This window comes from Xanthomonas sp. fls2-241-TYG-148 (assembly GCF_030208815.1).
GTDB classification, from domain to species: Bacteria; Pseudomonadota; Gammaproteobacteria; order Xanthomonadales; family Xanthomonadaceae; genus Xanthomonas; species Xanthomonas campestris.
In genome coordinates this window covers 1-24,184 of record NZ_JARVTE010000023.1, presented here as the reverse complement: position 1 = coordinate 24,184, position 24,184 = coordinate 1, and the positions used below count along the sequence as shown (strand labels likewise).

Annotated in this window: 25 protein-coding genes; 11 read left to right on the top strand and 14 right to left on the bottom strand. The window is 67.0% G+C overall.

Features of this window, described 5'->3' with window-relative positions; translation table 11 throughout:
- Positions 1-97: 97 nt before the first annotated feature.
- Complete coding sequence (locus QRM60_RS19645; protein ID WP_285446879.1) at positions 98-1,531, bottom strand: hypothetical protein; 1,434 nt, start codon at positions 1,529-1,531, stop codon at positions 98-100.
- Positions 1,531-4,185, bottom strand: coding sequence for a TonB-dependent receptor (locus tag QRM60_RS19640; RefSeq protein ID WP_285446878.1), 2,655 nt, complete (start codon positions 4,183-4,185; stop codon positions 1,531-1,533). The genes QRM60_RS19645 and QRM60_RS19640 overlap by 1 nt, the downstream gene beginning before the upstream one ends.
- A gap of 197 nt (positions 4,186-4,382) precedes the next feature.
- On the opposite strand from QRM60_RS19640, the gene QRM60_RS19635 reads away from it, so the two are divergent.
- Positions 4,383-5,189, top strand: a complete 807-nt coding sequence (locus tag QRM60_RS19635) for an SDR family oxidoreductase (RefSeq protein WP_042594588.1) — start codon at positions 4,383-4,385, stop codon at positions 5,187-5,189.
- A gap of 205 nt (positions 5,190-5,394) precedes the next feature.
- Here QRM60_RS19635 and QRM60_RS19630 read toward each other — a convergent pair whose 3' ends face one another.
- Genes QRM60_RS19630 through QRM60_RS19620 form a run of 3 tightly spaced genes read right to left on the bottom strand, consistent with a single transcriptional unit; the run spans position 5,395 to position 7,846 of the window.
- On the bottom strand, positions 5,395-6,072 hold the full coding sequence (locus QRM60_RS19630; RefSeq protein WP_042594584.1) for an HAD family phosphatase: 678 nt from the start codon (positions 6,070-6,072) through the stop codon (positions 5,395-5,397).
- A complete protein-coding gene (locus QRM60_RS19625; protein ID WP_042594583.1) occupies positions 6,069-6,782 on the bottom strand; it encodes a pseudouridine synthase in 714 nt (237 codons plus the stop codon). The genes QRM60_RS19630 and QRM60_RS19625 overlap by 4 nt, the downstream gene beginning before the upstream one ends.
- Positions 6,779-7,846, bottom strand: a complete 1,068-nt coding sequence (locus tag QRM60_RS19620) for a class I SAM-dependent methyltransferase (protein WP_042594582.1) — start codon at positions 7,844-7,846, stop codon at positions 6,779-6,781. The genes QRM60_RS19625 and QRM60_RS19620 overlap by 4 nt, the downstream gene beginning before the upstream one ends.
- A gap of 147 nt (positions 7,847-7,993) precedes the next feature.
- On the opposite strand from QRM60_RS19620, the gene QRM60_RS19615 reads away from it, so the two are divergent.
- Positions 7,994-8,254 carry a hypothetical protein gene (locus QRM60_RS19615; protein ID WP_075286194.1) on the top strand — a complete coding sequence of 87 codons (261 nt, stop codon included), beginning with the start codon at positions 7,994-7,996 and terminating at the stop codon, positions 8,252-8,254.
- 63 nt (positions 8,255-8,317) lie between these two features.
- On the opposite strand, the gene QRM60_RS19610 is transcribed toward QRM60_RS19615, so the two are convergent.
- The 5 genes from QRM60_RS19610 to QRM60_RS19590 all read right to left on the bottom strand — a co-directional run bounded on the left by QRM60_RS19610 (position 8,318) and on the right by QRM60_RS19590 (position 13,050).
- Positions 8,318-9,652 (bottom strand): sorbosone dehydrogenase family protein, encoded by a 1,335-nt coding sequence (locus QRM60_RS19610; protein ID WP_011038724.1) that lies wholly within the window; start codon positions 9,650-9,652, stop codon positions 8,318-8,320.
- Between the two features lie 88 nt (positions 9,653-9,740).
- Entirely contained in the window at positions 9,741-10,049 is a 309-nt protein-coding gene (locus QRM60_RS19605; protein ID WP_115531097.1) for a DUF3247 family protein, read from the bottom strand.
- A gap of 139 nt (positions 10,050-10,188) precedes the next feature.
- Positions 10,189-12,132: an ATP-binding protein gene (locus QRM60_RS19600; RefSeq protein ID WP_115531098.1), complete on the bottom strand. Its 1,944-nt coding sequence runs from the start codon at positions 12,130-12,132 to the stop codon at positions 10,189-10,191.
- A 194-nt stretch (positions 12,133-12,326) separates the two neighbouring features.
- Complete coding sequence (locus tag QRM60_RS19595) at positions 12,327-12,617, bottom strand: hypothetical protein (protein WP_042594577.1); 291 nt, start codon at positions 12,615-12,617, stop codon at positions 12,327-12,329.
- A complete protein-coding gene (locus QRM60_RS19590; protein ID WP_014506489.1) occupies positions 12,604-13,050 on the bottom strand; it encodes a hypothetical protein in 447 nt (148 codons plus the stop codon). The genes QRM60_RS19595 and QRM60_RS19590 overlap by 14 nt, the downstream gene beginning before the upstream one ends.
- 245 nt (positions 13,051-13,295) lie before the next feature.
- On the opposite strand from QRM60_RS19590, the gene QRM60_RS19585 reads away from it, so the two are divergent.
- Positions 13,296-13,877 carry a DUF3016 domain-containing protein gene (locus QRM60_RS19585; RefSeq protein WP_042594576.1) on the top strand — a complete coding sequence of 194 codons (582 nt, stop codon included), beginning with the start codon at positions 13,296-13,298 and terminating at the stop codon, positions 13,875-13,877.
- A gap of 152 nt (positions 13,878-14,029) precedes the next feature.
- On the opposite strand, the gene alr is transcribed toward QRM60_RS19585, so the two are convergent.
- Positions 14,030-15,112: an alanine racemase gene (gene alr / locus QRM60_RS19580; protein ID WP_285446877.1), complete on the bottom strand. Its 1,083-nt coding sequence runs from the start codon at positions 15,110-15,112 to the stop codon at positions 14,030-14,032.
- Positions 15,112-16,401 (bottom strand): D-amino acid dehydrogenase, encoded by a 1,290-nt coding sequence (locus QRM60_RS19575; protein WP_011038731.1) that lies wholly within the window; start codon positions 16,399-16,401, stop codon positions 15,112-15,114. Before QRM60_RS19575 ends, alr begins: the two co-directional genes overlap by 1 nt.
- Before the next feature lie 150 nt (positions 16,402-16,551).
- Here QRM60_RS19575 and QRM60_RS19570 point away from each other — a divergent pair, with 150 nt between their 5' ends.
- A complete protein-coding gene (locus QRM60_RS19570) occupies positions 16,552-17,031 on the top strand; it encodes an Lrp/AsnC ligand binding domain-containing protein (RefSeq protein ID WP_005992148.1) in 480 nt (159 codons plus the stop codon).
- A gap of 386 nt (positions 17,032-17,417) precedes the next feature.
- Here QRM60_RS19570 and QRM60_RS19565 read toward each other — a convergent pair whose 3' ends face one another.
- Complete coding sequence (locus QRM60_RS19565; RefSeq protein WP_042594645.1) at positions 17,418-17,846, bottom strand: hypothetical protein; 429 nt, start codon at positions 17,844-17,846, stop codon at positions 17,418-17,420.
- A gap of 302 nt (positions 17,847-18,148) precedes the next feature.
- Here QRM60_RS19565 and msrB point away from each other — a divergent pair, with 302 nt between their 5' ends.
- From msrB to QRM60_RS19535, 6 genes are all read left to right on the top strand, one after another.
- A complete protein-coding gene (msrB, locus tag QRM60_RS19560) occupies positions 18,149-18,613 on the top strand; it encodes a peptide-methionine (R)-S-oxide reductase MsrB (RefSeq protein ID WP_285446876.1) in 465 nt (154 codons plus the stop codon).
- 81 nt (positions 18,614-18,694) lie between these two features.
- A complete protein-coding gene (locus tag QRM60_RS19555) occupies positions 18,695-19,144 on the top strand; it encodes an MliC family protein (RefSeq protein WP_285446875.1) in 450 nt (149 codons plus the stop codon).
- 110 nt (positions 19,145-19,254) lie between these two features.
- Positions 19,255-20,109: a flagellar motor stator protein MotA gene (motA, locus tag QRM60_RS19550; RefSeq protein WP_011038736.1), complete on the top strand. Its 855-nt coding sequence runs from the start codon at positions 19,255-19,257 to the stop codon at positions 20,107-20,109.
- A gap of 10 nt (positions 20,110-20,119) precedes the next feature.
- Positions 20,120-21,295, top strand: a complete 1,176-nt coding sequence (gene motB / locus QRM60_RS19545; RefSeq protein WP_285446874.1) for a flagellar motor protein MotB — start codon at positions 20,120-20,122, stop codon at positions 21,293-21,295.
- A 75-nt stretch (positions 21,296-21,370) separates the two neighbouring features.
- Complete coding sequence (locus tag QRM60_RS19540; protein WP_115555280.1) at positions 21,371-22,033, top strand: hypothetical protein; 663 nt, start codon at positions 21,371-21,373, stop codon at positions 22,031-22,033.
- A gap of 9 nt (positions 22,034-22,042) precedes the next feature.
- Positions 22,043-22,327 carry a DUF4031 domain-containing protein gene (locus QRM60_RS19535; RefSeq protein ID WP_014506481.1) on the top strand — a complete coding sequence of 95 codons (285 nt, stop codon included), beginning with the start codon at positions 22,043-22,045 and terminating at the stop codon, positions 22,325-22,327.
- Positions 22,328-22,917: 590 nt separating this feature from the next.
- Here QRM60_RS19535 and QRM60_RS19530 read toward each other — a convergent pair.
- Entirely contained in the window at positions 22,918-23,472 is a 555-nt protein-coding gene (locus tag QRM60_RS19530) for a hypothetical protein (RefSeq protein ID WP_011038740.1), read from the bottom strand.
- A gap of 166 nt (positions 23,473-23,638) precedes the next feature.
- On the opposite strand from QRM60_RS19530, the gene QRM60_RS19525 reads away from it, so the two are divergent.
- Positions 23,639-23,905, top strand: coding sequence for a DUF3297 family protein (locus tag QRM60_RS19525; protein ID WP_011038741.1), 267 nt, complete (start codon positions 23,639-23,641; stop codon positions 23,903-23,905).
- The last annotated feature ends 279 nt before the right edge of the window (positions 23,906-24,184 follow it).

Genomic DNA, 24,184 nt, shown 5'->3' with positions numbered 1-24,184 from the left:
GCAGGCGGCGTGGGCCTCACGTCCGCGTGCTGACACGCGCCGATCACGCCTGGTCACAGCTGCGCGCTCGCAGGGCCAGATCGCCACGCGCCGCAGCTCACCGCGCCGGCGTGACGAACACCGGGTTGGAGTAGAACCACAGGTCCTGCCAGGGATCTTCGCCGGCGCCATCTGGCTGCGGGGTGGGTTCGTCCGTGTTGCTGCCGCGCACGCGCACGAAGCCACCACCGGCCAACTCCGGCAGGTCTACCTGCGCGCTCAGCCAGCCGTCCTGCGACAGCAACGCCGCACGCGCAATGCGATGCACCTGCGTGCGCGCACCGCCGCCACGCTGCGCGCCACCGGTGATGACCTCCAGCTGCGCCACCTGCGCGCGCTGGCCGTGGCGGTTGGGCTGCTGCGGTTCGTGCATGCGCACGCGCACTTGCAGCGTCGTGCCTGCCAGTGCTTGCAGCGTGCCGCCCATCCCGGCGTGCGCGCGGACACGGCCATCGGCCGCAACCGACTCCACACGCAGCTCCAGTGCATCGATCAGATCGCCGGTCACCGCAAAACTCTGCCCGGCCCGCAACGCGCGCAAAATGTCGGCCGCATCGTGATGCGCCCACACATAGGTCTTGCTGTATTCGCCCGGGTCGAATTCCGCACCGCCATCACGCCTGTTGCGGTGCGAATCGGAGGTGGCGGTGATCCAGAAATGACGGCCTTCGGCCAGCAGGCTGTCCCACACGCCGCCCACCTGTGCGGTCATCTGGTCGAAGCCCCCCAACGTCGGCGCGCCGGCATTGCGATACAGCCCACGATGCGCGGTGTCGGCCTGGTGCCCGGGTGCGCCTTCCATGCCGATCACCACCTGCGGCGCGGCGTCCTGCCATGCACGCAACTCCGCCGGAGTGACTTTGCCCCAGACCCCGGGCGCTGTTGCTGTGCGCGAAGGATGGTTGACGATCAGCAGCGGCTGCGGCTGCATCGCCTGCATGGCGTGCAGCGCCGCCAGCATCGCCGGCTCGGTATCGCGGAGGCTGCCATCCAGCAGTTCGGCGCGGTTGTAGTCGCGCTCCAGCCGCTCCAGCTGCGCTTGCTCGTCGGCACCCGGTGCGATGATCAGCGACGCATGCTCGGCCGCCGGCACATCGAATTCCATCCCATGGAACTGGATCAGCGCCGGCACCGCGCGCCTGGCCTGCTGCAGCGCTGGCCAGGCCTGGGTGCGGGTCACCCGCGAATGGCCCGGGCCGCCATGATCGGTATGCACCATCCACGCAAGCCCGTTGGCGGCGGCCTGCTGCGCATTGCGGCTGCGCGTGTAGGGCGAATCGCCACCGCGTATCGGCGTGGGCGGCGTCGTGGACCGGTCCCAGGTCACGCTCCATTCGCTATGCACATGATGGTCGCCGGCCAGCCACTGGCGTGGCGCGGCGTCCTGGTCGGTGGCAGCCGGCGGCGCGGTATCAACCTCCACCTGCGCCGCCGGCGCCGCGCTGCTCAGCACCAGGCACACGGCCGCCGCGAGGGTCTGCAGCGTGCGCATCAGAAGTTCGCCCGCAGGCCGAGCGAGTAGGTGCGCCCGTAGTCGGTATAGCCGGAGAACAGGTGGTCGCCGACATACATGTGCTGCACCTCACCGGTCAGGTTGATGGCATTGGCGAACACGGCCAGCGCCGGGGTGATCTGCCAGGAAATATTGCCGTCCAGCGTGCCGTAGGCGCGGGTGTTGTTGGTGGCGATATCGGCGGTGCCCACCGAGTTGACGATGTCGTCGCGCCAGCTGTAACTCAGCCGCACCGACAGCGGCCCCTTCTCGTAGAAACCGACCAGGTTGTAGCTGTTCTTGGCTACACCTTCCAACGCATCCTGGAAGGTGGTGTCTCCGTCTACGTAGTTGGCTTCGCTGTCGGTCCAGGTGTAGTTGGCCTGCATGCCCAGGCCATCGAACGGCGCCGGCAAGCCGGTGAAGACCTGCTGCCAGGCCAGCTCCACGCCCTGCACCTTGGCTTTGCCACCGTTGACCTTGGACGAGAGCAGATAGCGGCGGCCCTGGTAGTCCAGGTTGGAGAATTGGGTCTGCACGAACCGGCTGATGTCCTTGTAGAACACGCCGGCCACCAGCGCCGACGACGGCGAGGTGTACCACTCGAAGGTGAGGTCGTACTGCAGTGCCTCGAACGGCTCCAGGTTCGGGTTGCCGCCGCTGGCGGTGAGCACTTCACCGCTGGAGTTGAAGGTGAGCTTGGAAGAGAGATCGGTGAGATCCGGGCGGGTGATCACCTTGGCCGCGGCGCCGCGCAGCACCATGGTCGGGCGAAGGTCGTAGGCCACGTTCAAGGACGGCAGCACATCGTTGTAGCTGCGCTCGAACACCACCGGTTGTGCGGCGCCGTCGAGATTGGCATGGCCTTCGGTGCGTTGTTGGGTATGCACGCCGCGGACACCGACATTGCCGCGCACGTCGCGCCCGCCCAGCGGCGTGGAGAATTCCAGCATCGCATACGCCGAGCTGATGTCTTCGAGCACGCGGTAGGAATTTTGCAGGTCTTCGCTGGTGGGGCTGTTGGCCAGATCCGCCGCAGTCGGCCAGTCACCCCAGAACGGTGCTTCGCGCGGTGCCAGCCACTGCCGCGGCAGCTGCCCGTTGCCACCGTCCAGCATGTCGCTCACCGGCAATGCAGGATAGAAATAGCTGGTATCAAAGCGCCGGCCGGCGATGCTGTTGTTGACCAGGTCGGTGCGGTCATAGCGGCGCTCGCGGGTGCGGTATTTGGCGCCCAGCTTGAGCGCACTGAACACGCCGCCTTCCAGCATGCGGTCGGCATCGAACTGCAGCGCGCGCTCGTGGTCCACCGCATCGATGATGCGCCACTCCAGCCGGCGGCCTGGCGTCTGCGCCGGATCGGTCGGGTCATAGCCATCGGTGAAGGACCACTGCGGCAGATTGTTGCCCGAGGCAGTGGGGAACACCACGCGCTGATCGACGGTGGTGCCGGTGCGCAGACGGGTGCGGCGGATCGGTGCATCGTTCCAGCTGTGCGCACGCGACACAAAGCCGGTGCCCTGCAGCTTCCACGCATCGCCCTGCCAGGCACCGCTGAAACGCACGCTGCGGTTTTCGTCGGTCATGCCGGAGGTTTCGCGCGAGAGCTGCACCTGGCCGTTCTGGTAATCGAACGCGGTGACCGCATTGCCGACGATGCTGAGATTGCGCATGTTGCGCGGCTCCCAGCCGGTGCCGATCGCGAACTCGTCGTAGTCCACCTGCTGGCGCGCGTAGAACAGGTCAAGGTTGAATTCCAGCGCCTCGCTGGGCGCGAACTGGATCGAGCTGGCCACGCCGATCCGCTTGCGCTGCTCCAGTTCCAGTGTCGGGCGGATCGCCGAGGGCGCGTAGATGGCGCCGGTATCGGCAACGCCATCGCCGTTGCCGTCGATGCCATCGGCGTAGTGCTCCCAGTAGGTTTCGTTGACACGATCCTGGCGCAGGCTGCGCTCGGCGTAGGCAGCGGCGAACAGCACGCCCAGGGTCTTGTCGGCATTGACCCAGTTGTACAGGCCGGACACGCGCGGGTCGTTCTCATCGGCCAGCTGCGGGTGGCTGAGTTCGGCCGACAGATGCGTCTCTGCATTGCCCAATTGCAGCGGACGAAAGGTCTTGACGTTGACCACGCCGCCGATAGCGCCTTCATCCAGTGCGGCGGTCGGGCTCTTGATCACTTCCAGGCCCGACACCAGTTCGGCCGGCAAGGTGTCGAAGCGGAACTGGCGGCCGGTCTGCCCGGAATTGCGCACGTTCTCGTTCACCGCCATGGTCTGCCCATTGAGCGTGGTGACCTGAAAATTCGGCCCCAGGCCGCGCACGCGCACATACACGCCTTCGCCGCGATCACGCTCGATGGTCACACCCGGCAGGCGTTGCAGTGCTTCGGCCACGTTCTGCGCAGGCAACTTGCCGATGTCTTCGGCTTCGATCGAATCGATCACGCTGGGCGCATAGCGTTTGTCGTTGAGCGCGCGCTCCAGGCTGGACGCATAGCTGCCCAGCACCTGCACACGATCCAGCTCGGTGGTCTGCGTGGACGCAGCGCCGGCCTGTTGTGCCTGCACGGTGACGGAGGTGAGCGCGGCAGTGACGGCGAGCATCAGCACGGCATGGCGAGGACGACGCGCAGGATGCACGGGAGCAAAGGTCATGAGGTTTTCCGATGGGGTGAGGAGCCGGGCCGCTCCCTGGCGGCCATGTCGGCGCGCGCCATGAAAAGAAATTCGTATGAAATGCTGATGACATGCGCGAGGTGTGCAAAGCGGCCACAAGCGCACCGCATCTTGCTGTGGCGCTGACATCGCAACGGTTACAGTGGAATTCCCGTTCGCTGACGCAATCGCACGCCATGGCTCTGGTTCCCGCTATTTCCGACTGGAATCCCGCACCGTTGCAAGACCGCGTGGTGATCATCACCGGTGGTGCGCAAGGGATTGGCCGCGGCATTGCGCAGGCTGTGCTCGGTGCCGGCGGCAGCGTGGTGATTGGCGATCTGGATGCCGATGCGGGCAAGGCCTGCCTGCAGGACTGGGCACTGCCGCGCCGCAGCGCCTTCGTGCGTGCCGACGCCGCGCGCGAACCACATGCTGCGCGCCTGGTCGCCACCGCGCTCAAACGTTTCGGGCGGCTCGACGGCCTGGTCAATAACGCCGGCGTTCCCGACCCGCATATCGCCGCGCTGGCACAACTGGAATGGCACGAATGGCAGCGCCGGCTCTCGAGCCTGCATGGCGCGTTTCTGTGCAGCAAGCATGCCCTGCCCGCGCTCGCAAAGGCCGCCGATGGCGGCGCCATCGTCAACATCGCCTCCACACGCGCCTGGCAATCCGAACCCCATAGTGAAGCGTATGCCGCCGCCAAAGGTGGCCTGGTGGCGATGACGCATGCGCTGGCGCTGAGCGAAGGCCCGCAGGTGCGCGTCAACAGCATCAGCCCTGGCTGGATCAGTACCGATGCCTGGCGTGCACCGGCGCGGCGGCGCGCACCCAAGCTCTCGCGGCGCGATCATGCCCAGCATCCGGTTGGCCGCGTCGGCACGCCGGAAGACATCGCGCAATTGGCGGTATATCTGCTGGCGCCGCAGCTGTCGGGCTTTGTGACCGGGCAGGACTTCATTGTCGACGGCGGCATGTCGCGCAAGATGCAGTACGTCTGACGCGGCACCGTCTGATGCGGTGCGTTTTATCTAGACGCAGGTTGGTTGCGTATCCGCTGCAGCGCACGCAGCGGTGACTAGGCATTGCCAATCAGCCAATCGCTGCGACACATCACCACGTGCCGTACAGCAAACATCGCACGCGCAACTGCGCAGCGATGACGAGCGTTGAGGCCATGGCGCGATTGCCACCACACGCACCATCTCAGGCCAGCCGCGCTTCCAGCAACGTCTGCGCATCCATCAACGAGGCAACGATGCGATGGCCAAGCGCACGTACCTCGGCATCGGGTGCGAGCAGGTCCGGCACCTGGATCGGGGTCATGCCCGCAGCGAGTGCAGCACGCACCCCGGTGGGTGAATCTTCCAGCACCAGGCACTGCGCAGGGTCCACGCCCAGCGTGCGCGCGGCCAGCAGGTAGATATCCGGCGCCGGCTTTGGGTGCGCCACATCGCTGGCGGTGCACACCGCATCGAAACGCCACAACAGATCGGAGGCAGCCAGCTTGCGCAACGCGAGCGGGCGCTGGGTGGAGGTGGCCACCGCACGCGGCATGCCGTGCGCGTTGAGGAACTCCAGCAGCGCGATGATGCCGGGCCGGTGCGCAATGCCCGCGCTGACCGCGGCGTCGTACAAGCCTTGGCAGCGCGCCAGCACGTGCTCCATGGCAGCAGTGCCGATGCGCTCGCCAAGCAGGCGTCGGCACGCGGCATCACCGGTGCCGACCATGCGCAACCAGAATGCGGGCTCGATCTGCAGCCCATGCTCGTCGGCGGCCTGTGCCAGGCAGGCGGTAATGGCGCGCTCGCTGTCGAGCATCAGGCCATCCATGTCGAAGATCACCGCCTGCGGCCAGAACGGCAGCGGCGTGGCGGCGCTCATGCGGCGTCACCGCGCCCGAACAACACGTCCAGATCCTCCGGCCCCAACGGGCGCCAATGCCCGGCGTCCAGCCCATCCAGCGACAGCCCGCCGATGCGGCTGCGGTGCAACGCCACCACGTGGTTGCCGGCCGCGGCGAACATGCGGCGCACCTGGTGGTAGCGGCCTTCATGCAGGGTCAGCCGCGCCTGACGTGCGCCCAGCACCTCCAGCTCGGCCGGCAGCAGCGGCTTGGTTTCGCCTTCCAGCAGCAGCGTCCCGCTGGCGAACAAGGCTGCCTCATCGCCGCGCAGGTCCTCGGCCAAGGTAACGTCGTAGACCTTGTCCAACGCGGATTTGGGCGAAATGATCCGGTGCAGCAGCGCGCCGTCGTCGGTCATCAGCAACATGCCGCTGGTCTCGCGGTCCAGCCGCCCCACCGGCGCCAGCACCGGCGCACGCAGGCGAAAGCGCGGTGGCAGCAACTCATAGATGAGCCGGCCGGTGTCCTTGGTCGAGCAGGTGTAGCCGCTGGGTTTGTGCAGCAGCACGCTGAAGCCGGGCGGCGGATCCAGTGGCTCGCCATCGATGCGGATCGCGGCGTGGTCCACCTGATCATCGGCGTACAACACCTCGCCGGCCGCATCGGTGATGGCGCCCTGCCGGAACAGCTGCGTCACCTGCTTGCGGCTGCCATAGCCTAGATTGGCAATGTGCTTGACCAGCTTCATGCGCGCGCTCCACGCCCGCGCACGGCGGCAATCAGCTTGAAGCCATCGCGCTCGGCGGCCACGCGGACCTGGCCGAAGCTGTCGTTGAGCACCTGCTCATAGGGCAGATGCCGGTTGGCCACCAGCAGCAATTGCCCGCCCGGGCGCAGCGCCTGCGCGGCCACCGCGATGAAGCGTTGCCCGATGTCCGGCCGGTCGGCGCGCGAGGGGGTGTGGAACGGCGGGTTGCTGACAATGAAGTCGTACTGCGCGGCCAGCCCGGCGGTGACATCGCGCCAGTGGTACTGCAGCTGCGCCGGATGCGCGCTGCCTTGCAGGTTGCGCCGCGCCAGGTTCAGCGCACGCGCTTCGGCTTCGTAGACATCCAGTGCGGTGACCTTGGGACACCGCGCCAGCACCTCGGCGGAGAGATAGCCGAAGCCAGCACCCAGATCGGCGCCATGGCCGGCCAGGGTGGTTGGCAGATGCTCGACCAGCAACGCCGACGCCGGGTCGATGCGGTCCCAGGCGAACACGCCGGGGCGGCTGACGAAGCGCCCGTCCAGGATCTTGCGCGGCGCATCCAGTGCCGCCCAGCGCGCCTGCAAGGCCGCATCGGTACTGCCCGGCAGCGGGCCGCTCCAATACGTGCGGCAGTGATGCTTGGTGAGGCTGCCGGCCAGGCCGGTGAGCTGGCGCAGATCGGCCTCGCCCGAGCGCGCACCCTCGTTGTTGGATTGGCAGGCCACCACGCAGCCGCCGGGGGCAGTCAGCGCCACCGCACGCGCAAACAGGGCGCGGGCCTCTTCGCGCTGGCGGGGCGGCAGCACCAGCACCATCGCATAGCGGGTGGTGTCGGCCTCGATCTCGGTTTCCTCGCGCACCTGCCAGCCGCTGCGCTCCAGCGCCTCGGCGAACGGGCGGAAGCTTTGTTCGCAGGTCAGTGCCTCGGCCACGGCATGCTCGCGCAGCGGCCAGCCATCGCGCGCGCGCAGGAACAGCACCGGGCCTTGTGGCCAGGACAGCACCCCTTGCGCGAACGGCAGGAACAGGGCTTGAAGCGGAGCATCGTGCGGGCCAGCCATCGGATCATCGGGTCAGGAACAGGTCCCCATTGTAAGGGACCGGTGCCGGCTGCCTGCCGCGCTCGTTGCGGCGCCTATACGGAGCATTGATGCGCACGCAACATCCACCGACCTAGGCTGCAGCTACGCCCACACCGGAGATACGCAATGCGAGCCCTGTTCGTAGGTGGAGTTGTAGACAACAGCGAGATGGACCTGGACGACACCCCGCCACCGATGCATTACCCGGAAAACACCGGCGCCGGGCGGCCCCGCTACCGGCTGCATCAGGTCGGTGAACGCGACGACGGCAGCGTGGCCTACGCCGTGTATGGCGCGCCGGAAATGGCCGATGAGGAAGTTGCCCGGATCAGCGAAGAACGCGACTATGCCCGCCGCTTCAATGCCTCTCCGGAAGCACCGCGCTAGCGGCCCACCGCACGCGCAGCAAAAAACCGGGCACTGCCCGGTTTTTTTTGTGCCGCGCCAGCCTCAGCGCGTTTTCGGCGTCACCCGCCAGATCACGTTGCCCACATCATCCGCCACCAGCAAAGCCCCGCTATTGTCCGGCGTCACACCAACCGGCCGGCCCTGGGCATTGCCTTCGGCATCCAGAAAGCCATCCAGCACCGTAATCGGGTTGCCGGCGGGTTTGCCATTGGCAAACGGCACGAAGATGACCTTGTAGCCACTGGGCGGGTCGCGATTCCACGAGCCATGCTGGCCGATGAAGGCGCCCTGCCGGAAACGCTGTGGCAACAAACTACCGCTGGCAAAACTCAGCCCCAGCGAGGCGGTGTGCGGGCCCAGCGCGTAATCCGGCTTGATCGCCTTGGCCACCAGCTCAGCATTCTGCGGCTCCACGCGTTCGTCCACGTGCTGCCCGTAGTAGCTGTACGGCCAGCCGTAGAAACCGCCGTCGCGCACCGAGGTGAGGTAATCGGGCACCAAATCGCTGCCGATTTCATCGCGCTCGTTGACCACCACCCATAAGGATTGGCTCTGCGGCTCCCAGGCGGTGCCGACCGGGTTACGCAGGCCGCTGGCGAACACGCGGCTGCTGCCGGTGGCCGGGTCGATCTCCAGGATGGCGGCGCGATTGAGCTCGGCCTCCATGCCGTTCTCTGCCACGTTGCTGTTGGAACCCACGCCCACATACAGCTTGCTGCCATCGGCGCTGGCCAGCAGCGACTTGGTCCAGTGATGGTTGAGGCCGCCCGGCAAATTGGCCACGAAGGTCGGCTTGGCGGTGATGTGGGTGTCGCCGGGCGCGTACGGAAAACTCACCAGCGCATCGGCATTGGCCACGTAAAAACGATCGCCCACCAGCGCCATGCCGAACGGCGAAAACAGGCCGCTGATGAACTGCGTGCGCACTTCCGCCACACCGTCGCCATCGGCATCGCGCAGCAAGGTGATGCGGTTGGCGCTGGGCACCACCGCGCCGGCTTTCTTCATCATCGCGCCCTGCACTTTCTTGCGCAGGCCACCGCCGCCGGCATCGTCGGGCTTAGGCGGTTCGGCGGTTTCGGCCACCAGCACGTCGCCATTGGGCAGCACATACACCCAGCGCGGGTGATCCAGATCACGCGCGAATGCATTGACCTGCAAATCATCGGCGGCAATCGGTTTGGCGTTGGCGGCCCAGCGCTTGACCGGCGCCACCTTGACGGTGGGGATCAGCCGTTTCACCGGTTCGGGCAATTGCGGATTCGGCCCGGTGCCCTGTGCGATCTCAAGCGTGGCGGTATCGCCGCAGGCGGCGAGTACGGCGGCGGTCAGCAGCGGCAGCGGCCAACGGGCGAGCTTCAAGACGGGAGCATTCATTGCGGGCGGAATCCTGAACAGTTGCGACAGTCGGGCATGATGCCGGTGACGCGCCTGCGAGAAGTAAACACCCTGTAAAGGCCGCCTGTCAGGGCATGACTTGCGGGTCGGCGCCCAGCGGCATCGGATGCACCGCCACGATGCGATCCATCCAGATCCATTGCGGCTCCTGCGAGGCATCCAGATGGTCGATGCGCAGCTGGCCATTGCTGCCTTCGCGTTCCTGTTCGTCGCGATAGGTCTGGATGGTGGGACGCACCGCCACGGTGCCGGCAATCATGCTGCCGTCGTCCAGCTCGATGCGCACGCGTTCCTGCCCGTCAAGCAGCTTCACCCAATGCTCCAGCGTGGCGATCTGCGCCTGATCGGTATAGACATGGGGGGCGTATTTGGGCATCGCGCGATCTCCGAAAGGGGAGCCCGCACGCTAGGCCATCGGCCGTGAACGATGCAGCAAACACACCAAGTTGCCTGGTCGCCGAAATGCGATGCGATGCGGCAACCCGGCCGCATCGCATCGCATCAAGCGCACTGCATCATTCGGCCGGTTCGCGCGCGGCGCGTACCGCGGTCACCAACTGTGCCACGCTGTACGGCTTGGCCAGATGTTCCTGAAAGCCGGAGGCCAGCGCGCGCTGGCGATCGTCGTCGCGTGCCAACGCAGTGACCGCCACCGCCGGCAATGCGGTCGCATCCAGGCCCATGTTTTCGCGCACGGTGCGGATCAGCCCGTAGCCGTCCATGCCCGGCATGCCGATGTCGGTGAGCATCAGATCGAAGCGTGCATAGCCGCGGTGGTCGATCAGGGCCAACGCATCGGTGGCGCTGCCGGCGGTCACCACTTCGGCGCCCTGCTCTTCCAGCAGGCGGCGCAGATAGTCGAGCATGTCCGGCTGGTCTTCCACCGCCAGCAAGCGCAGGCCGTTGAGCGCACGCGCTTCCACGATCTGTTCGGACATCAGCCGCCGACGCAGTTCACGCCGCGGCCGCTTGGCCTGGTCGGGCTGATGCTCGGGCAGGCGCACGGTGAAGGTGGCTCCCTTGCCGCGCCCGCCGCTGGTGGCACCGACCTGGCCGCCATGCATTTCCACCAGCTGCTGCACGATGGCCAGGCCCAGGCCCAGGCCGCCGTGCTGACGGGTGGTGGTGGCGTCGGCCTGGCGGAACCGGCCGAACAGATGCGGCAGGAATTCCGAAGCGATGCCGTCGCCGGAATCGCGCACCGAAACGATGAAGTGGCCGTCGTCGTGCTCCACGGTCACATCGATGCGGCCGTGCGCGGGCGTGAACTTGATCGCGTTGGACAGCAGATTCCAGAACACCTGCTGCAGCCGCGTGGCATCGCCCAGCACCAGACACGGCGTGGGCGGCACATGCAGCTGCAGGACCTGATCCTTGCCCTCGGCCACCGGCTCCTGCGCGCCCAGGGCTTCGCGCACCTGCTCGGCCAGATCCAGCGATTCCACTTCCAGCTGCACCTTGCCCAGCAGCATGCTGCTGAGGTCGAGCATGTCGGAGATCAGGCGCTTTTGCGCACGGGCGCTGCTGGCGATGACCGACAGGCCCTTGTAGTTCGGGTGGCCCTCTTCGACCCGCTGCAACAGCAGCTCGCTCCAGCCCAGGATGGTGGTGAGCGGCGTGCGCAACTCGTGCGACAAGGTGGCCAGGAACTCGTCCTTGAGCCGCGCCATGCTCTCTGCCTCGTTGCGCGCGCTGCGCTCGGATTCGAGCAGTTGCTCACGCGCCAGGGCGATTTCGCGCTGTTCGGTCACGTCCGGGCTGCTGCCCGCCAGGCCAATGAAACGGCCGTCGGCCGAATAACGCGGCGTGGCGGTCATCTCGATCCAGCGCCACTGCCCGTCGTGGCGGCGCGCACGCACCAGCGCGTGCAGGCCACGCTGTTCTTCCAGCGAGGCCGCCAATTCAAACTGGAACACCGGCACGTCTTCCGGATGCAGCAGTTCGCTCCAGGCCGACACGGTGCCGCTGGAAATATCCACGCCGAAAAATTCGCCATAGGCGCTATTGACGAAACGCACCACGCCTTGCGCATCGAGCACCCAGACCGGCATCGGCAGCCCGTCCGCCAGCGCGCTGAAGCGCGCCTCGCTCTCGGCCAGCTCGCGCTCCACGCGCTTGCGCTCGGTGATGTCCATGAACAGCACGGCCACCCGCTTGAGCTCCGGCGGCCCCACCCGAAACGCGTCCACCGAATACCAGCGGTTCAGCGCCTTGGCCTGCATTTCGAAATGGATGCGATTGCCGGTCAGTGCCACGTGCCCGTAGCGGTCGAACCATTCCTGCTCATGATCGGCGCGCAGGCTGCGCATCGAGACATTGGCGACCTCGGACAGGCCGGTGTAGCGCTGGAACGCTTCGTTGGTGACGCGGAAGATGTAATCGGTGGGCCGGTCGCCTTCAAACACCATGTCGATGATGCAGAAGCCGGCGTCCACGTTGTCGAAGATTTCGCGGTACATGCCCGAATCCAGCGTCGGCTCTGCGACGGGCGCCGATGCGGCGACGATCGATTCGGGGCTGAGGGCTGAAGTGCTCAAATCAGGGTCCACGGGTGATGCCAGGGCGGATGACGAGCGGATGAAACCATGTCCGATGTCGTCGGCGGGTGCACACCGCGCTCGCGCGCCGCAGGATCGCCCAGCCTGCCGCCCTGCTACCAGAGCAGAGCAGCCACCACCACGATACCTGCGCTCAGCAGCATGATGCCGGCCACCAAGCCGCGAAATGCCCATTCACCTTCGCGCCGCAGTTGCTCGTCCACCCAGCGCTGCGCCTCTTCGCGCCACAGGCCCGAACGCGCGTAGTCGGCGTCCAGCAGCAGCAGGCGCACCCGCGACAGACCGAGCCGGGCGCATTCATCGCGGCACTGCTGGCTAAAGCTGTCATCCGCATCGGCGACATGCGCCCCTTGCGGCAGGATGAGTTCCAGATCAGGACTGGACATAACGCGGCCGCTCCTGGTCGAGTTCGCGCTCCAGCGCCATGCGTGCGAGCTGAGTGTAATTGGCACGCGGGCCCTGGCCGCGGCCGGTCAGCATTCCCTGGTAGTCCAGGCCCTGCCAGACGCGCCCGGTCCACTCCACACAATCCTCGGCGATGACCAGCATCAGCGAGTAGCGGTACTCCGCGCCGGTAGCCGAGGTGTAGGCGTACACCGGTGGAAACTGCACGGCCACATCGACCTGGCGCGCCAGCGCGGCCAGATGCTCGCGCAATGCTTCGCGGGCGTCGGCGCCCGGTTCCAGCGGCATGCTGCGGGTGGCCATGTCCAGGTCGAGATCGCTCTGCAGGGCCACGAAGGCGGCAGCGCCGGTGGCCGGATTGTGGCCGTGCTGCTTTGCCCAATCGATGAACTGCAGTCGCACGTCCGACGGCATGTGTGCCGGCGCCGAGGAGGCTGATTTTGTGCGGGGGTAGGTGTCCATGGCAGCGATCTTCCGGGCTGGGCCGTGAAGCGGAAGCGCAGGCCTGGTGAACCCTCCGTCAGCACCGCGGCCACCTGCATTAACCGGGCGGCAACGCGATGCCAGCCCCAGGCGCTGCGCGCGTTGCGGGGTGTGCAGGGCGGCCCCACACTGATCCTGTGCCCGGCGTTGCCGGCCATCTCTTCTGGAGGCTTTCCATGAAACGTTTGCTTGTGTCCAGCGCGAGCCTGCTGCTCGCCGGCCTGCTTGCCAGCACCGGGGCCACCGCCGGGGTGCGCAACGTGACCGATCCGGACGCCCCGCGCGCCCTGTCCAGCGATGGCCCGGTGCAGGTGCGCTGGACCGACCCGGCGCAGTTTTCCGATATCCGCTACAGCGGCAACCGCTGGGAAGCGCAGCGCGGCGATTGGGTGACCCAGCTGGCCACCTATTTCCAGCGCAGCGCCGAGCGGCAGCTGCCGGACGGCCAACGCCTCAGCGTGACCATCACCGATATCCGCCGCGCCGGCCAGTACGAGCCATGGCATGGCCCACGCATGCAGGACGTGCGCGTGGTCAAGGACATCTACCCGCCGCGCATGAGCTTCGAATACACGTTGACCGATGCCAGTGGCGCGGTGATCGACCAGGGCGAACGCAAGCTGGTGGATTCGGCGTTCCTGATGAGCGGCCCGCGCATGAACGACACCGACCCGCTGCGCTTCGAGAAGGCGATGATCGACGACTGGGTGCGCAAGCAGTTCCGCGGCGATCGTGACCGGGACACCGCGCAGCGCTGATGCAGCGCGCGCAAAGCGCGACACGCACGCCATGCTGGAACAGACAACGGCGCCTCAGGGCGCCGTTGTTGTGTGGTCGTGTTGATCTGAGCATTCACTGCCACGTCCTACAGCTCGAGCCTGCGAAGCAGTGTTGTTAGCGCGCAGCGGCGTTACGCGTGTGCAGGGGTGCTGTAGTGACGCGGAACGCGCTTGAGTCCACACAGCAGCTGGTATGCACTGACATTGCACTGCGCGGCCAACGTGCTCACCTGCGGCGCGTCGCCCCACAGCTGCACGGGCGTTCCCACATCGGCTTGCGGGTGCTCGGTGAGATCCACAGTGAGCATGTCCATCGACACACGGCCGATCAGCGGGCACACCTTGCCATCCACCAGCACCGGCGTGCCGTTCGGCGCGAACTGCGGGTAGCCGTCGGCGTAGCCCATCGCCACCACGCCCACGCGCGTGGGCCGTTCGGCAACGAAGCGCGCGCCATAGCCAACCGGCTCGCCGGCCGGCAGGTCGCGCACGCTGATGATGCGCGAGCGCACCGTCATCACCGGGCGCAGTTGCGCGGTGAGCTCGGTCGGCTGCGGGAACGGGTTGGCGCCGTACAGCATCAGCCCCGGGCGTGACCAATCGTTGCGCAGCGCCGGCCAGCCGAGCAGGCCGGGCGAATTGCGCAGGCTGGTTTCCGCACGCATGCCGCCGCAGGTCAGCGCAAACGCCACGGCCTGTTCGTCGGTGCGGCTGCACTCCAGCTCGTCGGCCTGTGCCAGATGCGTCATCAGCACCAGCGAGTCGATCTGCGGTAAGCCGCGCAAATGCAGCCATGCGGCGCGGAAATTCTCCGGGGACAGGCCGAGCCGATGCATGCCGCTGTCCAGCTTCAACCACACCCGCAATGGGCGCGGGCTGCGGAACTCGGCCAGCGCGCGCACCTGCCAGGGCGTGGCGACCACCGTCCATAGATCGTGTTCGGCAATCAGCGCCAGCTCGTCATGCTCGAAAAAACCTTCCAGCAGCAGGATCGGCGCGCGCACGCCGGCCTGGCGCAATTCCAGCGCTTCTTCGATGCAGGCCACGGCAAAGCCGTCGGCTTCCGGTTCCAGCGCCTGCGCACAGCGCACAGCGCCGTGGCCGTAGGCGTCGGCCTTGACCACCGCCAATGCCTTGCCGCCGCCCAGTTGCCGGGCCAGGCGGTAGTTGTGACGCAACGCGTCCAGGTCGATCAACGCTTGCGCAGGACGCACTACGCGGCCTCCCGGTGCGGGCGCGTGCTGCGCGTGGACAGATAACGGAACACGTCCAGGCCTTCGGTATCGATCTCGGGCGTGCGGCCCTGCATCAGGTCGGCCAGGTAGCGGCCGGAGCCGCAGGCCATGGTCCAGCCCAGCGTGCCGTGGCCGGTGTTGAGGAACAGGTTGGCGTACGGCGTGGCGCCCACCACCGGGGTGCCGTCCGGCGTGGCCGGACGCAGGCCGGTCCAAAACTCGGCCTGGGCCAGATCGCCGGCACCGGGGAACAGGTCGTTGACCACCATTTCCAGGGTGGCGCGGCGGCGCGGATTCAACGACAGGTCGAAGCCGGCCACCTCGGCCATGCCCCCGACGCGGATGCGCTCATCGAAGCGGGTCAGCGCGATCTTGTAGCTCTCGTCCAGCACCGTGGAAGTTGGCGCGCGTTGCGCGTCCACGATCGGGATGGTCAGCGAATAGCCCTTGAGCGGGTACACCGGCAGATGCAGGCCCAGCGACAGCAGCAGATCGGCCGAGTAGCTGCCCAGTGCCAGCACATAGCGGTCGGCGGTGACCAGGCGGCCATCGATCTGCACGCCGGTGATTTCGCCGCCGGCATGCTCCAGGCGCTCGATCTGCTGCCCATAGCGGAATTGCACGCCGGCCTGCGTGGCCAGGTCGGCCAGGCGCTGGGTGAACAGCCGGCAGTCGCCGGTCTGGTCTTCGGGCAGGTGCAGCGCGCCGGCCATCTGCGCGCCACCGCCGGCCAGGCCGGGCTCGTACTGGGCAATCTGCGCCGGGGACAGCAGCTCGTAGGGCACGCCGTACTGCGCCAACACCTCGATGTCCTGCGCGGCCGCGTCCAGCTGCTGCTGGGTACGGAACAGCTGGGTGGTGCCGAGTTGCCGGCCTTCGAATTCCAGCCCGGTGCTGGCACGCAGCGCATTGAGACAGTCACGGCTGTAATCGGACAACCGCACCATGCGCGCCTTGTTCACCGCGTAGCGTTCGGCGGTGCAGTTGCGCAGCATCTGGCTGAGCCAGGCCAGCTGGCGCAGGTCGCGGGTGGGGCGGATCGACAGCGGTGCGTGCTGTTCGAACAGCCACTTCACCGCCTTGCCCGGCACGCCCGGCGCGGCCCACGGCGAGGTGTAGCCGAAGGAGAGCTGGCCGGCGTTGGCGTAGCTGGTTTCCAGCCCGGAAGCCGGTTGCCGGTCCACCACGGTGACCTCGCAGCCGGACTGCGCCAGATACCAGGCGGTGGTGGTGCCGATGACGCCGCTACCGAGAATGAGCACCCGCATGTCGTTCTCCTCAAAGAGAGCATTCCCCCAGAACCAGGTGCCGAGGGAGACGTTTAGACGCAGTATATTGCGAGCCAGGCAGTGCTATTTCTGGAATCGGCACGGCCTTGCAGCGAAACTTCCTGTCAAATCCGCCTGGACACAGACCCCATGGCCACCCGCGCGCGTGAGCTGGACAAGATCGACCGCAAGATCCTGCGCATCCTGCAGCAGGAGGGCCGGATTTCCTTTACCGAACTGGGCGAACGGGTGGGCTTGTCCACCACGCCCTGCACCGAGCGCGTGCGCCGGCTGGAGCGCGATGGCGCCATCACCGGCTATTACGCGCGACTGGATCCGCACTACCTCAAGGCCAGCCTGCTGGTGTTTGTGGAGATCAGCCTGGCCTACAAATCCGGCGACATCTTCGAAGAATTCCGCCGCGCCGCGCTCAAGCTGCCCAACGTGCTGGAGTGCCATCTGGTCTCGGGGGATTTCGATTATTTGCTCAAGGCCCGCATCAGCGAGATGGCCTCGTACCGCAAGTTGCTCGGCAGCACCTTGCTGACCCTGCCGCACGTGCGCGAATCCAAGAGCTACATCGTGATGGAAGAGGTGAAGGAGACGCTGGCGTTACCGATTGAGGGGTAGGAGTCGGGAATCGGGATTGGGGAATCGGGATTCGCGGTTGGCCGTGACCGGTCTGGTTGGCGGGTTGGCGGGTTGGCGGGTTGGCGGGTTGGCGGGTTGGCGGCCGAGTTGCGCAGATGCCCCGCGGGGTCGCAATGCTTGTCGGGAATGTTTGACGGGATGGTGTGACTAAGGGCTTCTGGCCGACTGATGGCGAGATGGAACTGCCGGCGCAGTCGAAGCTGGTGGACGTACCGCGAACCTGCCGAGACTGCATTCCACCTGCCGAACCTCCATCGAGTTTTGCGCGGCTTCGCGCAAGTTCGCCGCTAAAAGCATTGCGAGCTGCTGGTGCATGGCCACACCACTGCCGCGTGCTTCAGAACGCGGCGGCCCGCACCGCGCCCTCAGCGCACCACGCGCATGCCATCGCCGGCTGGTACTGCGTCGTAGTAGCGGCCGGTCTTGGTGTCCAGCACGCGGTTGGGGCCGGCCGGCTGCATGCCTTGCAGCAAGCGCCCGTTGCGGTCGTAGACCATCGGCGTGCTGGCCGGCACCTGGCTGCCGGCCGGGGCCACCGGTGTCTGTGCCGGTCCGCGGGTCGGGATGGTCGGGGCGTTGGGGCGCTGGCCCAGCTGCGACGGCACCGGCGTCATCGTGGGGGTTGGCTGTACCGGGCGCGGCGGCGCGACCGTGGGCTGCACCGGCGTGGGCGTGGTGATGGGCTGCAGGGTGTTGGACGAGCGCGTGGTGGTGGCCGACTGCGCCAGTACCGTGCCGGCGGCAGCCAGCAGGCCACACAGCACCAGGCCGCGCGCTGAGGATGAGATCGTCATGTCGGGCACCACGTTGCATGATAGATAGGCAATCAATGGGGCCGCCAGCACGCGGCGGCAATGCACGGACCCCGCCGGGCCCTGAACGCTTCGGCGACGTCGGCACCATGCGAAAACGCAGCGCTCCTCAACGCAGGATCTCCGGGCATCGGTACCGACGCGGGCGCTGAGTCTCTGTTGCACTCTCAACGTTTCGACCAGCGCGCCGGTCCGCTTCGCGCCAGCGGTTGAACCCTGCGCGCACTGCCCACATCACAGGGGCAGGCGCCGGCACCCCGCCAGCGAGCGCATGCGAGAGCCCCATGAGCCAGTTCGACCTCACCCCGCCCTCCCCCGCCCAGCGCGATGCCCTGATTGCCGGGCTCAGCGACGAGGAGCAGCGCATGCTGTTGCACCACGGCACCGAGGCCCCGTTCTGCGGTGTGTTCCTGGACAACAAGCTCGACGGGGTCTACACCTGCCGCCTGTGCGGACTTCCGTTGTTCCGCTCCAATGCCAAGTTCGATTCCGGCACCGGTTGGCCCAGCTTCTTTGCGCCCTACGACCCGGCGCACGTGCGCGAGATCCGCGATACCAGCTACGGCATGATCCGCACTGAAATCGTCTGCGCGCGCTGCGACAGCCACCTGGGCCACGTGTTTCCCGACGGTCCGCCGCCCACCGGCGAGCGCCACTGCCTCAATTCGGTCTCGCTGGCGTTCACCGAAGACGGCCAGCCGCTGCCCAATCCGCTGCAGCGCGCAGGCGCCGAGACCCAACCGGCCTGATGCGCGCGGCGGCGCACCGGTCCTGACAGTCCCGCAGCGTCAACCGGCGCTGCGGCACCCTGATCCGACAGGAGGCGTCACATGCACCCGGTCTCCCCGCTACACCTGGCCAGCCTGCTCGCCCTGGCCCTGGCCCTGACAAGCTGCAACGGCAACGATCGCCCGCCTGCCGCAGCCGACTCACCAGCGGCCGGCAGCACGCCGGCCATCACCGACGCCAGCGTCGGCGGCCCGCCGCCCCGCCCGGCGGGCGTATCCCCAACCGCGCCAACTCCCGCTCCATCGGCCACTGCGCAGTGGCGCTGCGGCGAGCAATTGGTGAGCGTGCATACGGATGCGGCGACCCAGGCCGTGCAGCTGAACGTGAACGGCCGCACCCTGCTGCTCACGCATGCCAACGCCCGGACTGGCGCCCGCTACGCGGACATCCACGGCAACGCATTCTGGGCGCACGCGGGCGAGGCAACGCTAACGTTGGCGGGCGGCGAGGCCGTCAAATGCACGCAGGCGGACGCGAGCGGCGTGGGCTGATGCAGGGGCTGATGCGTTCAGTCGCAGCGCACATCTTCACGTCACGCGCTTCAAGAATCCGCCGCCCGGGCCGAAACAAACAGCAACCCTAGCTTGCTCCCGGCTGCGCCATGCTCATCATCATCGGCTTCATCGTCGTCATCGTCAGTGTCCTCGGCGGCTATGTGCTGTCGCACGGAAAGCTGGGCGCGTTGTGGCAACCGTACGAGCTGATGATCATCGGCGGCGCGGCGCTGGGCGCCTTCCTAGTGAGCACGCCAGGCAAGATCGTCAAGGAAACGCTGACCGGCGTCATGGGCGTGTTCAAGGGCCCGCAGTACAAGTCCGACGACTACAAGGACACCCTGAGCCTGATCTACGAGTTGTTGAACAAGGCCCGCCGCGACGGCTTCATGGCGCTGGAAGACCATGTCGAAAAACCGCAGGACAGCACCATCTTCGGCACCTATCCCAAGGTGCTGGCCGATCACCATTTGCTGGACTTCATCACCGACTGCCTGCGCCTGATGATCGGCAGCAACATCGAGCCGCACGAGCTGGAGCCGCTACTCGAGCTGGAACTGGAAAAGCATCACCACGAAGCCCTGGCACCGGCGCATGCGCTGAGCAAGGTGTCCGACGGCCTGCCCGGCTTCGGCATCGTGGCGGCCGTGCTCGGTATCGTGATCACCATGGGCTCGATTGGCGGGCCGATCGAAGAGATCGGCCACCACGTCGGCGCCGCGCTGGTCGGCACCTTCCTCGGCATCCTGCTGGCGTATGGCTTCGTGTCGCCGTTGTCGGCGGCGATGGAAGCGCGTGCCGAGCAGGACGGGCGCATCTACGAAGCGGTCAAGACCGCGCTGCTGGCCTGCCTGCGCGGCTACAACCCGAAGATTGCGCTGGAATTCGCGCGCAAGACTCTGCCCTCCAACGTGCGCCCGAGCTTCGGTGATTTCGAAACGCACCTGAAGACGATCAAGTAGGACCGCGGTCATGGCCGAGGGCAAATCCACCGTCATTATCCGACGGGTCAAGAAGGTCCAGGGCGGCGGCCACCATGGCGGCGCCTGGAAGGTGGCGTTCGCCGACTTCGTGACCGCGATGATGGCCTTCTTCCTGGTGCTGTGGCTGATGGCGGCCACCACCAAGGAACAGCGCGCGGCGATCTCCGAATATTTCCGCAATCCCAGCCCGCTGTCCGGCAAATCGCCGGCGCCCTCGCCCGGCATGAACGGGCCCGGCGGCGCCAGCACCTCGATGATCAAGCTCGGCGGCACCGCCGACATGGCCAAGGGGCAGAAGGACGAGATGGGCCGCAAGCGCGACAACGCCGCCGATACCGACGTGGACAGCCGCGCCAAGGACAAGAAGCGCCTGGAAGCGCTGATGCAGGACCTGAAGGAAGCCATCGACAAGAGCCAGGCGCTGGAGCCGTTCAAGGACCAGTTGCTGCTGGATCTCACACCCGATGGCCTGCGTATCCAGATCGTCGACAAGCAGAACCGCCCGATGTTCGACATCGGCCGCGACCAGCTCAAGCCCTACACCGTGGACATCCTGCGCGAGCTCTCCAACTTCATCAATCAGGTGCCCAACCACATCAGCATCACCGGCCACACCGACACCACCGCTTACAGCAGCGATGCCGGTTACACCAACTGGGAACTCAGCGCCGATCGCGCCAACGCCGCCCGCCGCGCGCTGGTGGGCGGTGGCATGGCCGATGCCAAGGTGACCCGCGTGGTGGGGCTGTCCTCGTCGGTGCTGTTCGACAAGACCAACCCGCAGAACCCGATCAACCGCCGCATCAGCATCGTGGTGATGACCCAGGACGCCGAGCAGGCGGCCCTGGCCGGCAGTGACCAGGGCGTGGCACTGGGCAAGCCCATTCCCGATGCCGACACCCATGTGCCGGACCTGAGCGGCGCTGCCGCCACCGGCACCGCCACGGTGGGCACACCTGCAGCGACCGGAAGCAGCACAACCGCACCGGCCGCTGCCGGCACCGCAACGCCGGTGCCTGCGCCTGCCGCGGCCGGCACCAAGCCGGCGGCGCCGCGGGTGTCGTCCGGCGCGCAGGTGGCCTCGGCGGCCGCGCTCGCCAAGGCCGCCGAAGCGGCCATCGCCGCGCCACGGGTGGCCACCAGCGAGTCGGCACAGCCGAACTGACGCGCCAGACATCGCTGGCGGGTGGGCTTTGGCACCGCCTGGCAAGCTGATCGGGAGCGTCCCCGCGCATACCACATGGCCCGTCCGAGCCGTGGCGCGCACAAGCGCCTAGAATGGCCGGCCATTTCCAGCGTCGAGAACACCATGTCCCGCAATTCCAAGGCCAAGCGCGACAAGCGCAAGAAGCAGCAACCCAAGCGCCCGATCGTCCGTCTGGGCCAGGCGCCCCAGGTCACCAACCACGCCGTGCTGCAGGATGCCGACGGCCGCGTCGTCGCCGCGATCGGTTTGCAGGGCGGCAGCGAGTGGATGCTGTCGATCGGCGGCCAGACCATGGGCAGCGCCGACAACCCGGTTCCGATGCTGGCCATGCTCAAGCACCTGGCCAACCTGCAGGAGAAGGAAGGCAAGACCATCTCGCTGGAATATTCGACCCAGCTGCAGCAGATGATCGACGACCTGGCCGCCGAAGAAGGCAAGACCGCCGAGGAATACCTGACCACGCTGGTGTCCGAGTTCGAAAACGCCGACGGCGATGACGCCGGCGAAGGCGAAGAAGGCGAAGACGACAGCGACAGCGATGCAGTGGCAGCCGATGCGGATGACGCCGCTGATGCGGCCGATGCGGACGCCGATGCCACGGACGCCGACGCTGACGACAGCGCGGCCGAAACCGCGCAGGACGACGCCGACGCCACCGACGGCGCCAAGAAGAAGAAGAAGAGCAAGAAGGCCTGAGGCCAGCCGGTGGCCGTCTACGTCGACGATGCCGTGCACCTGTGGCGCGACCAGCGCTGGGCGCACCTGCTCGGCGATACCTTGGACGAGCTGCATGCAATGGCGGCGCGGCTGGGCATTCCCCGCCGCGCCTTCCAGAACAAACTCAGCGGCGCGCACTACGACGTGCCCGCCCCGCTACGCACCGAGGCGATCGCCCTCGGCGCCATCGCCATCTCCCGCCATACCGACCGCGCCCTGCTCAAGGCGCTGATCGCCAATGCGCGCGCGCAGGCGCGGGGAGAGGTGCCTTGAGGAGGCGGGGATTGGGGAGTTGGGAATCGGGAATCGGGAATCGTAAAAGCGGTGGCTGTGGCCTGATTGGTAACCGCGCCTGATCGGTGGGTGTCACTAGTTGGATGCCTGCGCACCAAACCGCAATGAAGTCACGCTTGTGTAGGAGCGCGCTTGCGCGCGATGGGCGTTACCGGGAGAGCTTCATCGCGCGCAAGCGCGCTCCTACGTGGCAGGTCTCCCGGCCTGATGCCTTCGACTGCCGGGCTTGCCCACACACGCACGTCGGAGCAGCAACCATCCAGACCGCAGTGACATCACGCTTGTGTAGGAGCGCGCTTGCGCGCGATGGGGCGTTAACGGGAGAGCTTCGTCGCGCGCGAGCGCGCTCCTACGCGGCGTTTGTAGCGGTCTTCGTGGATGCTCGGCATGCTTGCCACATCACCCAACTAGCGACACCCCAACGCTTCGCGCCGCTGCACAGCCTGCATGGCCAGTGCCCGGCCACGCTTCCACTCCCCGCCACAGCGCGCGTCCCTAAGCGCCCCACACTGCAACAGCCCCGGGGACCGCTCCTGCGAATCCCCACTCCCGATTCCCCAATCCCGGCCTCAGAACGCCTCATTCCCCAGCCGCACTTCCACGTCCATCAACGAGGTCAGTGCCAGCATCGCGTCGTCGTCGCGGCTGAGCGCGATCCAGCCGGCGTAGGCGTCGCCGCCGGTGTTCCAGTTCCACAGCGAATACCCGTGCTCGCGCAGGCGGTCGAAGGCCACCGCCATCAGGTCGGGCACGCCCAGGCCGTTGGCGAAGTCTTCGTCATCCAGGTCGCCGCCCCAGTCGATGCGCAAGTTCCAGCGCGAACTAAGCTCGTCGATGGCAGCGATGAACGAATCGGTGTCCTTCCAGTCGACGTAAAACCCCGAGCGCCAATCGATGGCGTCCTTCAGCGCCCACAGCCAGGCATCGTCTTCGTCGTCCTCGTCCGCCTCGGCCTGCGCCTCACGCCAGGCGTCGAACTGGCCCAGCGCGGTTTCTTCGTCGCCGGGATTGATCAGCACCAGCAGGTTCCAGACCCGCCCAGGATGATCGTCGACGTCATCGGCCTCCTCCAGATCGGAGGGCAGGCCGTCGTCGTCTTCGTAATCGGCGCTGTTGTCGGGCATGGCGGGGGTCTCACAGAAAGATTCAGCGTGAAGTGTGCCGCCTGACGCGCGCCATGCAAACCGTTACGCCGCCCGCGGCCGCCTGCAGGGGGCTGGTCATCGCCGCGCAGGCCCGTATCCTGTGCGGCCGAAGACGGTCATCCCGGTCGTCATGACGCCCTTTCCCATGAGCGATACCCCTCCCGATCATCTGGCCATCGATGCACGCAGCCCGTTTCACGATGCCGACGCCCTGAGCCGCGGTGTTGGCGTGCGCTTCAACGGCATCGAGCGTGACAACGTCGAGGAGTATTCGATCAGCGAAGGCTGGATCAAGGTCCAGGCCGGCAAGGCGCGCGATCGTCGCGGTAATCCGATGACCATGAAGGTCAAGGGCGAGGTGGTGGCCTATTACCTGGACACCAAGAGCGACGCCAAGCCTGCTGCCGAGTAAGCACGGCTGACAACACCACGTCACGCCAGGCGACGACAGGCCAGCTGATCCGCGCACTAGGTGCAGGGGCTCACCCGCCCACCATCGCGGGACATGCTGTCCGTACGTCCATGTCAGCGCTACACGGCATCCATGCCGCGTCAGGTCCCGCGACGGTGGGCGGGCAAAGACCAGTCGCGATGGTCGGTGTGCATGGCTTTCAACGAAGCAACCAGCAGACGTTCTGGTGCGGTGCCCTCGCCGCTTGCGGGACCGTGTGGCGGCATGGATGCCGCCACC

Excerpts from the sequence above, each read along its gene's own strand:
- QRM60_RS19630 (WP_042594584.1), bottom strand. The coding sequence starts at position 6,072 with ATGAGCGCCGCCACGCCGCTGCCGTTCTGGCCGCAGGCGGTGATCTTC.
- QRM60_RS19595 (WP_042594577.1), bottom strand. The coding sequence starts at position 12,617 with ATGTCCAGTCCTGATCTGGAACTCATCCTGCCGCAAGGGGCGCATGTC.
- QRM60_RS19600 (WP_115531098.1), bottom strand. The coding sequence starts at position 12,132 with ATGTACCGCGAAATCTTCGACAACGTGGACGCCGGCTTCTGCATCATC.
- motA (WP_011038736.1), top strand. The coding sequence starts at position 19,255 with ATGCTCATCATCATCGGCTTCATCGTCGTCATCGTCAGTGTCCTCGGC.
- QRM60_RS19635 (WP_042594588.1), top strand. The coding sequence starts at position 4,383 with ATGGCTCTGGTTCCCGCTATTTCCGACTGGAATCCCGCACCGTTGCAA.
- QRM60_RS19640 (WP_285446878.1), bottom strand. The coding sequence starts at position 4,185 with ATGACCTTTGCTCCCGTGCATCCTGCGCGTCGTCCTCGCCATGCCGTG.
- QRM60_RS19620 (WP_042594582.1), bottom strand. The coding sequence starts at position 7,846 with ATGGCTGGCCCGCACGATGCTCCGCTTCAAGCCCTGTTCCTGCCGTTC.
- QRM60_RS19605 (WP_115531097.1), bottom strand. The coding sequence starts at position 10,049 with ATGCCCAAATACGCCCCCCATGTCTATACCGATCAGGCGCAGATCGCC.
- QRM60_RS19525 (WP_011038741.1), top strand. The coding sequence starts at position 23,639 with ATGAGCGATACCCCTCCCGATCATCTGGCCATCGATGCACGCAGCCCG.
- QRM60_RS19540 (WP_115555280.1), top strand. The coding sequence starts at position 21,371 with ATGGCCCGTCCGAGCCGTGGCGCGCACAAGCGCCTAGAATGGCCGGCC.
- QRM60_RS19590 (WP_014506489.1), bottom strand. The coding sequence starts at position 13,050 with ATGCCGTCGGACGTGCGACTGCAGTTCATCGATTGGGCAAAGCAGCAC.
- QRM60_RS19615 (WP_075286194.1), top strand. The coding sequence starts at position 7,994 with ATGCGAGCCCTGTTCGTAGGTGGAGTTGTAGACAACAGCGAGATGGAC.
- msrB (WP_285446876.1), top strand. The coding sequence starts at position 18,149 with ATGAGCCAGTTCGACCTCACCCCGCCCTCCCCCGCCCAGCGCGATGCC.
- QRM60_RS19530 (WP_011038740.1), bottom strand. The coding sequence starts at position 23,472 with ATGCCCGACAACAGCGCCGATTACGAAGACGACGACGGCCTGCCCTCC.
- QRM60_RS19645 (WP_285446879.1), bottom strand. The coding sequence starts at position 1,531 with ATGCGCACGCTGCAGACCCTCGCGGCGGCCGTGTGCCTGGTGCTGAGC.
- QRM60_RS19610 (WP_011038724.1), bottom strand. The coding sequence starts at position 9,652 with ATGAATGCTCCCGTCTTGAAGCTCGCCCGTTGGCCGCTGCCGCTGCTG.
- QRM60_RS19555 (WP_285446875.1), top strand. The coding sequence starts at position 18,695 with ATGCACCCGGTCTCCCCGCTACACCTGGCCAGCCTGCTCGCCCTGGCC.
- QRM60_RS19625 (WP_042594583.1), bottom strand. The coding sequence starts at position 6,782 with ATGAAGCTGGTCAAGCACATTGCCAATCTAGGCTATGGCAGCCGCAAG.
- QRM60_RS19570 (WP_005992148.1), top strand. The coding sequence starts at position 16,552 with ATGGCCACCCGCGCGCGTGAGCTGGACAAGATCGACCGCAAGATCCTG.
- QRM60_RS19565 (WP_042594645.1), bottom strand. The coding sequence starts at position 17,846 with ATGACGATCTCATCCTCAGCGCGCGGCCTGGTGCTGTGTGGCCTGCTG.
- QRM60_RS19585 (WP_042594576.1), top strand. The coding sequence starts at position 13,296 with ATGAAACGTTTGCTTGTGTCCAGCGCGAGCCTGCTGCTCGCCGGCCTG.
- QRM60_RS19575 (WP_011038731.1), bottom strand. The coding sequence starts at position 16,401 with ATGCGGGTGCTCATTCTCGGTAGCGGCGTCATCGGCACCACCACCGCC.
- motB (WP_285446874.1), top strand. The coding sequence starts at position 20,120 with ATGGCCGAGGGCAAATCCACCGTCATTATCCGACGGGTCAAGAAGGTC.